This window comes from Corallococcus interemptor (genome assembly GCF_003668875.1).
Lineage (GTDB): Bacteria > Myxococcota > Myxococcia > Myxococcales > Myxococcaceae > Corallococcus > Corallococcus interemptor.
Genome location: NZ_RAWM01000082.1, coordinates 1 through 11,816, shown reverse-complemented (window position 1 = coordinate 11,816; position 11,816 = coordinate 1). Strand labels below are relative to the sequence as shown.

11 protein-coding genes are annotated in these 11,816 nt (G+C 68.0%); all 11 read right to left on the bottom strand.

Translation table 11 applies throughout. From position 1 onward, the window contains the following. The gene (locus tag D7X96_RS25445) at positions 1-1,449 is read right to left on the bottom strand and encodes a type II secretion system protein GspK (RefSeq protein WP_121770944.1); all 1,449 of its coding nucleotides are present in this window, start codon (positions 1,447-1,449) and stop codon (positions 1-3) included. Then, entirely contained in the window at positions 1,449-2,123 is a 675-nt protein-coding gene (locus D7X96_RS25440) for a type II secretion system protein GspJ (protein ID WP_121722669.1), read from the bottom strand. The genes D7X96_RS25445 and D7X96_RS25440 overlap by 1 nt, the downstream gene beginning before the upstream one ends. After that, on the bottom strand, positions 2,120-3,037 hold the full coding sequence (locus tag D7X96_RS25435) for a type IV pilus modification PilV family protein (protein ID WP_244219714.1): 918 nt from the start codon (positions 3,035-3,037) through the stop codon (positions 2,120-2,122). The genes D7X96_RS25440 and D7X96_RS25435 overlap by 4 nt, the downstream gene beginning before the upstream one ends. An 8-nt stretch (positions 3,038-3,045) precedes the next feature. Continuing rightward, a complete protein-coding gene (locus D7X96_RS25430; protein WP_120548054.1) occupies positions 3,046-3,771 on the bottom strand; it encodes a pilus assembly FimT family protein in 726 nt (241 codons plus the stop codon). Between the two features lie 8 nt (positions 3,772-3,779). Then, positions 3,780-4,247: a type II secretion system protein GspG gene (locus tag D7X96_RS25425; RefSeq protein WP_120548081.1), complete on the bottom strand. Its 468-nt coding sequence runs from the start codon at positions 4,245-4,247 to the stop codon at positions 3,780-3,782. Positions 4,248-4,304: 57 nt separating this feature from the next. Beyond that, complete coding sequence (gspG, locus tag D7X96_RS25420; protein ID WP_120548055.1) at positions 4,305-4,724, bottom strand: type II secretion system major pseudopilin GspG; 420 nt, start codon at positions 4,722-4,724, stop codon at positions 4,305-4,307. A 76-nt stretch (positions 4,725-4,800) separates the two neighbouring features. Beyond that, on the bottom strand, positions 4,801-4,944 hold the full coding sequence (locus D7X96_RS40320) for a hypothetical protein (protein ID WP_167510879.1): 144 nt from the start codon (positions 4,942-4,944) through the stop codon (positions 4,801-4,803). A gap of 18 nt (positions 4,945-4,962) precedes the next feature. Beyond that, positions 4,963-6,219, bottom strand: a complete 1,257-nt coding sequence (gene gspF, locus D7X96_RS25415) for a type II secretion system inner membrane protein GspF (protein ID WP_121770943.1) — start codon at positions 6,217-6,219, stop codon at positions 4,963-4,965. Positions 6,220-6,226: 7 nt separating this feature from the next. Beyond that, on the bottom strand, positions 6,227-8,053 hold the full coding sequence (gene gspE, locus D7X96_RS25410) for a type II secretion system ATPase GspE (RefSeq protein WP_120548057.1): 1,827 nt from the start codon (positions 8,051-8,053) through the stop codon (positions 6,227-6,229). A 7-nt stretch (positions 8,054-8,060) separates the two neighbouring features. Beyond that, positions 8,061-10,670 (bottom strand): type II secretion system secretin GspD, encoded by a 2,610-nt coding sequence (gspD, locus tag D7X96_RS25405; protein WP_120548058.1) that lies wholly within the window; start codon positions 10,668-10,670, stop codon positions 8,061-8,063. 28 nt (positions 10,671-10,698) lie between these two features. After that, positions 10,699-11,610: a type II secretion system protein GspC gene (gene gspC, locus D7X96_RS25400; RefSeq protein ID WP_120548059.1), complete on the bottom strand. Its 912-nt coding sequence runs from the start codon at positions 11,608-11,610 to the stop codon at positions 10,699-10,701. Between the last annotated feature and the right edge of the window lie 206 nt (positions 11,611-11,816).

The following is an 11,816-nucleotide window of genomic DNA, read 5'->3' as shown; positions in this document are numbered from 1 at the left end:
CTATTCCTCTCTGTAATACACGAGCTTGCCCAGCCCGTCGTCCAGGCGGATGACGGCGGTGAGCGTCTTCTGGACGCTGCCCGCCTCACCCACGGACTTGATGGTGAAAGTCTTGCTCTTGTCGCCCAGGTAGCGGTTCTGCTGGACGTTGCCCTTGATGAGCGGGTTGACGGCGATGCCGGCCTGCTCCACCACGTTCACGAAGTCCGCCACCGACATGCCGAAGAAGTTGAACATGCGCGCGGCGCGGATGCGGCTGATGAGCTCGTTGAGGAACACCGGATCCGTCAGGCGCGGATCCGGCCGGTTGGGGTCCGCGGCGGACATGATGGCCAGGCCCAGCATGATGGGGTCGTCGGTGTTGACGTTGGGCTTGGAGTTGATGTCCGGGTACACCGTGAGCCGGTCGCGGAAGGCCGCCATGAAGCGGTCGTTGACGCCATGCACGCGGTACAGCTCATCCAGGCTGTCGAAGCGCGCGTTCTTCACTTCATAGCGCGGTTCGTAGCGGCTGTACGCGGAACCCTCGTCCGCGAAGCCCGCGACGAAGGGGTTCGTCGGGTCCTTCTCGTTGAGGGTGGACTGGGTCTGGTCCTCGTCGGACCAGTCCTTCAGCGCCAGGATGGTGTCCCGGGGCGTGGAGCGCACCTTGTTGGCGTCGTCCTGCTGCCAGAGGAACTCGAAGCGCTTGTCGGAGAACATGTCCAGCATGCGCGCGGCGGTGGCCTGCGACTCCGCGCCGCCGGTGTTCAGGCGCATGACGTTGAGCTTCTCCTCCTCGTCGCTGATGGTCGCGAGGAAGCAGCCCTCGAAGCCGCCGAAGGAGCGGCGCTGCATCTGCGCCGCCATCTGCGTGGCCGCGCCCGCGTTGTCCCCGTCCTCGCCGTCCATCTGGAAGTTGGGGTCCACCTGCACGGCTTCCGTCTCCACGGGGCGGCCGTCCTCGCTCTGCGCGCCGTCGCTCTTCACCAGCCCCTTGAGCATGTGGCAGTCCACCCGCGCCAGCTTCCAGAGCTGGAGGTTGAGCGACTGCGGCTGGAACGCGGCCGCGCCGGCCGCGCCGGTGGCGCCGCCGCCCAGGGCGCCGCCCATGAGGCCGCTCAGGAGGCTCGCGGGGTTGGGGATGGGCGTCTGGTCCACCTGCCGCTGGAAGCGCAGCAGGAGCCGCCCCAGCGACAGGCCGGAGCGGGCCATGTAGTAGGCGCGCACTTCGTCGCGCTGGTTGGCGGCGAGCTGCAGGTCCACGCGGGTGTTGTAGGCGAACTCCGTGGCCACCACCGTGAGCAGCGTGATGGACACGAGCGCGATGATGAGCGCCACGCCGCGCGAGCGCCGGTGCTTCTTCTCCGCGCTCGAGCGCGCGGGGCGCGTCTGGGCATGGACATGGACAGGGGCCATCCGCGCCTTGCCGCGCCGGCGGGACGCCTGCTGGAAGTAGGGGAAGGCCATCAGTTGAACCTCGGCAGCGTCGTGTTGAGCACGATGCGCGCCTGTGTCGTGTAGCGCGCCTCCTTGCCCGCCTCATCCAGGGCGATGACGGTGATGCGCACGCGCGTGGGGAGGATGTCCTTGCGCTCGTTGCGCCGCGTGTCCCACTCGTCGTCCCATTCCTTCTTGTCGGAGTCCCAGTAGGCGAACTCCACGCCCTTGACGCCTTCGAAGAGGACGTCCGTGGTGCCGCCCCGGTCCATGCGGTCCCCCACGTTGGGGTCCACCCGGCGCTTCAGGTCCTGCCGCTGACGGGCGCCGCGCTCGCTGGAGTTCTCCACGAAGTACTCCACCACCGCCTGGTCGGACTCCTTCACGTCCGTGTACAGGCGCTGGTGCGCGAACGTCGTGAAGGTCAGCTTGTCGCGCTCGCCAATGAAGTTGGTGGGCCGGTCGTTCTGGTCGCGGAAGCGGCGCAAATCGTAGCGGTCGCTCACGAAGGCGGAGCCAATTTCGCGGGCCATGCGGTTGAGCGACACGCGCACCATGCGGTAGCGCTCGGCCTCGCCCTCCACGACCTCCTTGGCGTTGATGCCCGTCTGGAAGGCCATGGCGACGACGGTGCCCATCAGGGCGGTGATGCCCACCGCGACCATGACCTCCATCAGGGTGAAGCCACGCATGCGACGCTTCATCGGATGCCTCCGCGTCCAGGCAGGCCGGGCAGGCCGCGTCCGCCGAAGATGCCACCGGGGCCGCGCGGGTTGATGCCGGTGTTGCCGGTGCCACCGCCCTGCTGCGAGCCGCCCGGGTTGTTGAGCTGGTTGAGCATGGCCGCGCGGTTCACCAGCGGCTCACGCGTGTTCGGGTCCAGCTTCTGTCCGTTGGGGCCGTCAATGGGGTTGTCCACCACCTGGCCCGTGCGCGGGTTCACCCACTGGTTCTCCGCGCCCGCCGTGCTGCCCGCGTTGGGCGTGAAGCCGCCGTTGCGGTCGCCGCCCGGCCCCAGCGACACGACGTGCGTCACCACGTCCACGCTCTCCACCTGGGTGCCTTCCTTCCAGTACACGGTGAGGTGCACCTCGCGGACGGACTTGGTGAGCTGGTCCACCATCTGCGTGAACATGGGCTGCGCCATGCTCATGGCGGATGCGCCCATGGGGCTGGCGGTGGTGGTGCTGCCCGGAGGCGTACCGCCCTTGCCGTCGCCGCCACCGCCGCCAAAGAGGCTGGCCAGGCCGCCCAGCGGGTCGCCGGAGTCGCCGCCGCCCATGGGCAGGTTGAAGATGGCGCCAATGAGCTGATCCGGCGTCACGCCGTCCGTCTTGGGCGCGATGATGCGGGCGCGCCACTTGAACTGGGGCCAGCCCTCGTCGGAGAAGTCGCCGGACTGCTCGTCGTCGTCCTGTTCGAAGCCGTCGTCGTAGAGCTTCTGCTCCAGGTCCGTCATCTTGGAGCGGGACAGGAGCGCCGCCACGGTGAGCCGCTTGGTGTAGACGTGGTTCGCCACCGCGCCGGAGTTGAGGTCGAAGATGGCCATCAGCGCGACGCTGAGGATGGCCAGGGCCACCATCGTCTCCAGCAGGGTGAAGCCCGAGCGCCTTCGCATGGGGGTCCTCATGAGCGGGGCACCTCCAGGGCCTCGGGTGCGATGAACACCTTGCCCGTCAGGGGTGACACGTCCAGCGTCCAGGCGTTGTCACCCTGGCGCAGGAAGACCATGGCCTTCTCCGTGTAGCCCTGCGGGAAGAAGTAGAGATAGGCCACGCCGCTCTCCACCGGCTCGCGCTGCTGCCGCGTCCACACCGACACCGCCACGCCCGCCGGAAGCGACTTGGGCGAGATCTCCTCCGCGGTGTACGCGGAGAAGGTGGACTGGGCCTCGATGCGGTTCTTCTCCTCGTCCATCAGCTCCTGCGCGGACGGCTGCGAGCCCTCCGAGCGCGTGTAGTTCTTGCGCGAGTCTCCGCCGTTGTTGCCGTCGCGCGCGCGGCGCTCGCGGTCGCGCGACTCGTCGCGCAGCGCCGCGTCCCGGTCTCGCGAGGTGGTGACGCCGCCGGCCGCGCATTCCGCGTGGTAGCGCGTGGCCTCTTCACGCTTCGGGTCCGGGATTTCAAACACCAGCCGGCACGTCTTGCCGCTGAGCGCCGCCGAGTCGTAGAGCGAGCGGATGACGCCCGCGAGCTCCGTGGCGCTGCCCTTGGCCTTCGCGCCGGTGATGGCGCCAATGCCAATGGTCACCGCGGCGAACATCACCGCCGCGATGGCCAGCGCGATGGAGATCTCAATCAGCGTCAGGCCGCGCGGGGCACGGCGGCGGCGGGCGGGAAGAGGGGAGGACATGGCCCGCTTCAAGGCTGCACCTCCTGTGCCACGATGCCGCCCGAGAACAGGTCCGCGGCCTCGCCCGTGCCGCCGGGCTTGCCGTCGGAGCCGAGCGACAGCACGGCGCCCGTCTTGCCCTCCATTCGGTAGATGTATGGGTGGCCCCACGGGTCCAGGGGCGTGCCGTCAATCACCTTGGAGTCGATGAGCGGCGTGAAGCCCTGCTCCTGCGAGGGGAAGAACCCCATCAGCCGGTGGTGGGCCTTGAAGAGCCCCTCCAGGCGGCGGATCTGCTCGCGCGCCTGGCGCTGCGTGGGCGTGAGGGTGTTGTCCTCGGTGGCCCACACCAGCGCGAACGCGAGCAGCGTGGCGCCCACGAAGACGCCCAGCAAGAGCAGGCGCCCCAGGCGGGAGGAGCGGGCGCGGGCCTGCTCGGTGGAAACGGCGCGCGCCTCGCGCGCGGACGTCGGTGAGGAAGTGTGCTCGGGGGTCATCACGGGCATTCCTACGACAACACGCGGGAGGCGCGGCTTTGCTTCAGGAAAACGCCGTTACTGACGGGCGTTCTGGTCCTTGGAGGAGATGTCGGCGTCGGAGCCCTCGCCGCCCGGGTTGCCGTCGGCGCCGTAGCTGGTGATGACCGGCTTGCCGCCCTCGTTCATGTACACGTACTCACGGCCCCAGGGGTCCATGGGCATGCGCTCCAGGTTGTTGGTGTCCACCAGCGCCTTGAGGCCCGTGGCGGTGTCCGGGTAGGAGCCCTTCTTCGTGTAGTAGAGCTTCATCGCGCTCTGGATGTTGCGGATGTCCAGCTTCGCGGTGTCCTGCTTGGCCTCTTCCAGCTTCGGGATGACGGCCACGCCCACCGCCGCCGCGATGAGCCCGAGGATGGTGATGACCACCATGATCTCGATGAGGGTCATGCCGCGGTTCTTGCGGCGCTGCTGCTTCTTCGCGTTCGTCGTGTGCATGTCTTCACTCACCTTCGGGTGACTTTCTGGCAAGCCACCGCGCCATGGGTGTGTCGGGATGTCAGGGGAGGCTGCTTCAGGGCGCCGTGCCCGCGCTGGAGGCGGCGGGCGGGTCACGGTGGGCGTAGAGGGTGGCCCCCACCGTCGCCAGCGTGGCGGCCAGGGCCAGCAGGCCCATCAGCGTGGCGCGCTGGATCCACCGGTCGAGCGTGTCGTTCATCGCGGAAGCTCCCTCCACCTAATGGATGGCCGTGTTCACCTGCAGAATCGGCATCAGGATGGAGAGCGCGACGAATGCAATCATCACGCCCATCACCACGATGAGCATGGGCTCCAGGAGGCTGGTGAGCGCGCCGATGCGCACGTTCACCTGCGTCTCATAGGAGTCCGCCACCGACAGGAGCATGTCCTCCAGCTGCCCTGATTTCTCACCGATGGCGACCATGTGGTACACGAGCGGCGGGAACTGGCCGGAGCGCTTGAGCGGGTTGGCGATGCTTTCGCCCTCGCGGATGGATTCGCGGGCGTTCTCCACCGCGTCCGCCAGCACCGAGTTCGTCATCACCGCCTTGACGATGTCCAGCGCGGCCAGCATGGGCACGCCGCTCTTGAGCAGCGTGGCCAGCGTGCGCGCGAAGCGGGAGATGGCCAGCAGGCGCACCAGGCTGCCGAAGATGGGGGCCTTGAGCGTGAAGCGGTCCCACTTGGGCTTGCCCTTGGGGCTCCGGGTCCAGCGCATGAACATCACCACGCCGGCGATGAAGGCCGGAATGATGATGAACCACCACGCCTGCATGAGGTTGGACGCGGCGATGAGGATGCGCGTGTTGAGGGGCAGGGTGGCCTTCATGGTCTCGAAGATCTTGGTGACCTTCGGGACGACGAAGACCATCAGGAGCACCAGGATGCCGCCGCCCACCGCCAGCATGATGATGGGGTAGATCATCGTGCCGATGATCTTCTGCTGCAGCTTGGCCTGGTTCTCCGTGAAGTCCGCCAGACGCAGGAGGACCTGGTCCAGCGCGCCGGAGGCCTCACCCGCGCGCACCATGTTGATGTAGATGCTGGGGAAGATCTTCGGGTGCTGGCTGAACGCGTCCGCCAGGGACGAGCCCTCGTTCACGCGCTGCTTGATGTCGGAGAGGGCGCGCTTGAGGCGCTCCTTCTCCGCCTGGTCCACCAGCGCGTTGAGCGAATCCACGATGGTGACGCCCGCGCCCAGCAGCGTGGCCAGCTGCCGGGTGAGGATGGCGACGTCCTCCGTGGACACGCGGCCGCGGCCCAGCTTGCGCAGGTCCACGTCGCGCGCGAGCAGGTTCGCGTTGGCGCCCTTGGAGACGCCCGCGCGGCTGCCTTCCGCCTGACCCAGCACGTCCGTGAGGAAGATGCCGTCCGCGCGCAGCTTGGAGCGCAGCGTCTTGGGCGAGTCCGCCTCCAGCAGGCCCTTCTTCTGCCTGCCCTGGGAATCAAGGCCTCTGTATTCGAAGACGGGCATGGCGGACCTAGATGTCCTCCTGCGTGATGCTCAGGACTTCGGCGATGGTCGTCTCGCCCAGGGCGATCTTCCGCACGCCGTCATCCAGCAGCGTCGTCATGCCCTTGGCCAGGGCGGACTTCTTGATGGTGGACGCGTCCACGTTCTTGAGCACCAGCTGGCGCACGTCGTCGTCCACGAAGAGGAACTCGTAGATGCCGGAGCGGCCGCGGTAGCCGTTGCGGTTGCAGGACGGGCAGCCCACCGCGCGGTAGATGCGGTCCGTGTTGAACTTCGCCTTGAAGCTGGCGAGCGTGAAGCCCAGCTCCTTCAGCTCCGCGTCCGTGGGCGTGTACTGCTGCCGGCAGTCCGGGCACACCCGGCGCACGAGGCGCTGGGCGAGGATGCCGGTGAGCGACGACGCCACGAGGAAGGGCTGCACGCCCATGTCCACGAGTCGCGTCACGGCGCCCGCGGCGTCGTTGGTGTGCACCGTGGAGAGCACCAGGTGGCCCGTGAGGGACGCCTGGATGGCGATCTCCGCCGTCTCCTTGTCGCGGATTTCGCCGACCATGATGACGTCGGGGTCCTGGCGGAGGAAGGAGCGCAGGCCCTGCGCGAACGTCAGGCCAATCTTCGGAGCGATGGCCATCTGGCCAATGCCCTTGAGCTGGTACTCGACCGGGTCCTCGACGGTGAGGATGTTGAGGTCCGAGGTGTTGATCTTGGAGAGCGCGCCGTAGAGCGTGGTCGTCTTGCCGGAGCCCGTGGGGCCCGTCACCAGCACGATGCCGTGCGAGCGCTTGATGACCGACTCCATGTTGGCCAGCACCTGCGGGCTCATGCCGATCTCCGCCAGGTCCAGCAGCGTCGCCGTCTTGTCCAACAGACGCATGACGATGCGCTCGCCGAAGGACGTGGGCGTGGTGGACAGACGGATGTCGATGTCTCGGCCGGCCAGCTTGATGCGGATGCGGCCGTCCTGCGGCAGGCGCTTCTCCGCGATGTTGAGCTGCCCCATCACCTTCACGCGCGCGATGATGGAGTTCTGGTAGCGCTTGGGCGGCTTGATGACCTCCTGGAGCACGCCGTCGATGCGGAAGCGCACCAGGAGCTCGCGCTCCATGGGCTCGATGTGGATGTCGCTCGCGCGCTCCTTGGCGGCGCGGAAGAGCACGGAGTTCACCAGCCGGATGACGGGCGCTTCGTCGTCCGCGTCCAGCAGGTCCTTGGGCTCCTCCAGCTCATGGGCCAGCGAGTCCAGGTCCTCCGTCGTCTCCATCTCGTCCACGAGCGCTTCGGCCTCGTTGACGGAGCGGTCGTACACGCTGTTGATGGCGTCCACGATGGTGGAGGCCAGCGCGATGCGCGGCTGGATGGCCTGCCCCAGCAAGAGGCGCGCGTGGTCCAGGGCGGTGGTGTCCAGCGGATCCGCCACCGCGAGCACCACCTCGTCGCCCTCCAGGGAGAGCGGCAAGAGCTGAGTCTGGCGGGCGAAGTTGATGGGGATGCGCTTGACCAGCTCCGCGTCCACCTCCTCCACGAAGATGCGCTGGAGGTAGGGCAGGTCCAGCTGGTGGCCGAGCGCGCGGGACACGTCCTCCTCGCTGACGGCCTTCATGCCCACCAGGATTTCACCCAGGCGGCCGCCCTTCTCCTGCTGGGCGGCGAGCGCCTCCTGGATCTTCTCCGGGGTGAGGCTGGGGACGAGCGCGCGGAGGATTTCGCCCATTGGCCGGCCGCACAGGTACGCCAGCCCGTGGCCGACGACCTGGGTGGCGTCGTTGCGGCCGCCGGACACGTCGGGCGTCGCGGTGGAGCCTTGAGAAGTGGGGGTGTCGGCGGTCAGGTCCATGGGTCTCTTACTCTCCGTCGCCCGGCTGGATGCGCAGCCGCTCGGCGTCCGCGTCCGGGCTGGGCGCGACGACCTCGGGCTGTGGCGCGGGGACTGATCTCTCCGAACCCTCCGGAGGCGCCTCGAAATTTCGTGGTGCCTGCTCGCCCTCGGGGGCGGGCGCGGCACCTTCCTGCGCGGGCGGCGCTCCCCCGCCCGGCCGCGCGGGGGACGGGGAGGGGGCCGGCTGGGTGCCGTTGCCCTGGGCGCCGTTGGGGCGGATGACGCGCTCGTTGGGCGTGCCGCTTCCGCCGTTCTCCACCCGCTGCTCTTCCTTGATGACGGACTGGTTCATGCGCGACAGGGGGCCGGGCTTGCGGCTGAAGTCCACCGCGACGTCGTAGCCGGGGACCTGGCCGTAGAACTGCTCCACGAACTGCTGCCGCTCCTTCATCTTGCGCTCGAAGATGCGGCGGAAGTCCTCCTGGCCCCGGATGATGTAGGGCGTCAGGAAGAGCAGCAGGTTCGTCTTCGTCTTGCGGCGCGTGGTGTCGCGGAACAGGTGGCCGAGCAGCGGGATGTCACCCAGCACCGGCACCTTGGAGACGGACTCCAGCGTGCGGTCCTGCATGATGCCGCCAATCACCACCGTCTCCATGTCCTTGGCGATGACCGTCGTCTTCGCGCTGCGCTTGGACGTCGTGGGGCCCAGGACGGGGTCCGTGGAGGCGATTTCTTCCGTCTGCTCGGTGATGACCAGGCGGATGTAGTCGCTCTCGTTGATCTGCGGCTTGACGGTGAGCTTGAGCTCCACGTTCTGGCGGGTGATGGGCGCGTACAGCGAACCCAGGCCGCCCAGCGAGCCCAAGAGCGAGGCCTGCACGCCGCCGGCGCCGGGGACGCCACCGGTGACGGAGCTGCCCAGCGCGGACGGGGTGAAGCCGGACTGGAAGGGCACGTTCTGGCCCACCGTGATTTCAGCCTCCTCGTTGTCGCTGGTGAGCAGGTGCGGCGTGGACAGCACGTTCACGTCGGAGGACTGCTGCATGGCGTTGAGCACCACGCCGAAGGCCGGGATGTCGATGCCCAGCGCCTTGAGCTCCGGGAGCACCGGGCCCTGGATGCCCGCGAGGAAGCCGCCCATGCTGGCCAGGTTCGCCAGCGAGAAGGACGGGGGCACGCCGCCGCCGGAGTAGTTGGTGCCGAGGATGCCGGGGATGGCGCCGTCATCCGTCTTGAGGCTGAAGCCCTGGTGGAAGTTGATGCCGAACTCGCTGTTGCGGTCCAGGTTCACTTCCATGATGACCGCCTCCACGAACACCTGGCGGCGCGGCTGATCCAGCTGCTGGATGATCTGGACGATGTTCTTGTAGTCCGCCTGGCTGGCGACGATGACCAGCGAGTTGGTGCCCTTGTCCGCGGAGATCTTCACCTCGCCGCTGAACAGCTCCGCGGCCTGGGCGGGCGCGCGCGGCAGGCCCTGCGGCTGCGCCGGGATGGGGCCACGCTGGGGGCGGTTGGCGGTGCCCTGCGCGAGCGACTGGAGCGTGCTGGCCAGCTCTTCCGAGTTGGCGTTCTCCAGCGGGTAGACGTTGATCTTGTTGCCGCTGCCGGACGGGATGTCGATCTCCCGCACCAGGTCCTGGATGCGGCCGAAGGCGGCGGGGCTGGCCACGACGATGAGCTTGTTGGTGCGCTCGTCCGGGATGATCTGCGACAGCGTGACGGCGCCGCCCGACTCGGTGCCGGAGACGCCCTCCGCGCCCGGAGGAGGCTGGCCCGGCTGGCCCTGCGTGAAGTTGCCGGGGCGCTGGCCCGCGCGGCCGCCCGCGCCGGCCTTGGCCTCGAAGAGCTTCTGGATGGTGTTGGCCACGTCCTGCGCGGTGGCGTACTGCACCTGGATGATGCGCATCTCGTCGCTGGAGGAGCGGCTGTCCAGCTGGTTGATCAGGCGCTCCAGGCGGTGGATGTTGGAGCCCACGTCGTTGACGATGATGGTGTCCGGCGGGTACGGGATGGTGTCGCCGTCCTTGGAGACCAGCTGCTGGAGCACGCCGCGCAGCGGCTCCACCTCCACGTACTTGATCTTGAACAGCTTGGTGACCATCTGCTCGTTCGTCGTGTACGGGGTGGTGTCGTCCACGATGGTCGGGATGGGGTTCTGCTTCGCCGAGCGCTTGTCGACGATCTTCAGGAACCGGCCGTACGGGTAGACGGCCAGGCCGTTCGCGTCGAGCGCGGCGAGGAACGCGGAGTAGAACGAGTCCGAGTCCACCTCCACGCGGCCGTTCTCCGGGCCGATGATGGAGATCTTCCCGCGCACGTTCTCCGGGAGGATGAACGTGCGGCAGGTGGCGTCCGACACGGTCTGGACGAGCTTCTCGATGTCCACCTTGTCGAAGTAGATGCCGTAGCGCGCGTTGCGCCGGGCCTGCTCGCACGTGGGCGTCTGGCGCGGGCCCTGGTTTTCGGCGGGCGCGGGGCTGGCGCTCTGCGGGGTGATGGTCCGGTCACGTTCACCCGAAGCCTCGCGAGTGGGGGCCGGGTTGGCGGGCTGTGTAGGACGGCGCTGGGCCCACGCGGGAACGGAGAGCGCGAGGCACAGGCAGAGCATCCAGGACGGGAGCGTCGTCTTCATGGAGGAGCGGGCGCTTTGACGGGGGTGTTTAACGGACGTTGTAGGATTTGCGGATCGGCGCGCCGTTGCGCTCGATCTCGATCTCGATGCGGCTGGAGTCCTTCAGCTTCGAGTAGATCTCCAGCGCCTTCTCGGGGCTGTTCATGTCGAAGCCGTTGATGCGGCGGATGACGTCACCGTTCTGGACGCCGATCTTCGAATAGATGCTGTCCGGGCGGATGGAGAACAGCTTGAAGCCCACCGCCTGGCCGTCCTTGAAGGCGGGCACGATGCGCGCCTGCATGGCCACGTCGTTGAGGTTGCTCAACGTCTTGTCGATCTCGGCCTTGGGGACTTCGTACTCGTTCTCACCCGTGGACTTGATGCCGTTGCCCAGGCTGTTGGTCGGGGTGGCGGCGGGCGTGGCCGTGGGGGGCGGGGTGTAGGCGACGGCGCCGTCACCCGGCTGCCCGTCGATGAACTCGCGGCGCCCGTGGTTGTTGATGATGACGCGCTCGCGTTCGATCTCCATGACGGTGGCGCCCATCAGGTCGTTGCCGATCATGTACGTCTGCGACCGCTGGGTGTTCATGTCCATGACGGATGCGAAGGACCAGTCGGGGTTGGCCGCGACGAGCGTGCCCAGCAGCTTCACGCGCAGGCCGCTCTTGGCCGGCGGGGCGTTGGCGTCGAACTCCGGCGCCGTGGGCTCCTTCACCGCGACCTCCGGCTCCGGCAGCTTCACGCCGGTGAGGCGCGACAGGCGCTCCGCGTCGATGGTGGCCAGGCCGCTGTCCGCGGCGTGGGTGCGCTGCGCGACGCGGGCGGGCGCCTCGGACGCGGGCGCGGGGGAGATGGAGGATTCGACGAACAGGTTCACCGTGCGCGCCGCCAGGAGGGCGACGAGCAGGATGAACAACAGGTTCACGCTCCAGAAGTACTTGCGAAAGAAGAGTTCCATCACGCTTCCGGGAGAAAGCCAGCCCCAGCTGGGACCTTGAGCAAGGCAGGTGCCATCGTTGGGCGGGCGTCAAACCCAGGACCTACGGCCAAGTCCTTGAAATTATTTCGGAATACGCCAGGGCCCCAGCCAGGGGGACAGCGGGGGCAGGCGCCTGGGACAAATTGTCAAAAGCAGGCGGGGGCCGGTGTGACGGCCTGTCAGTC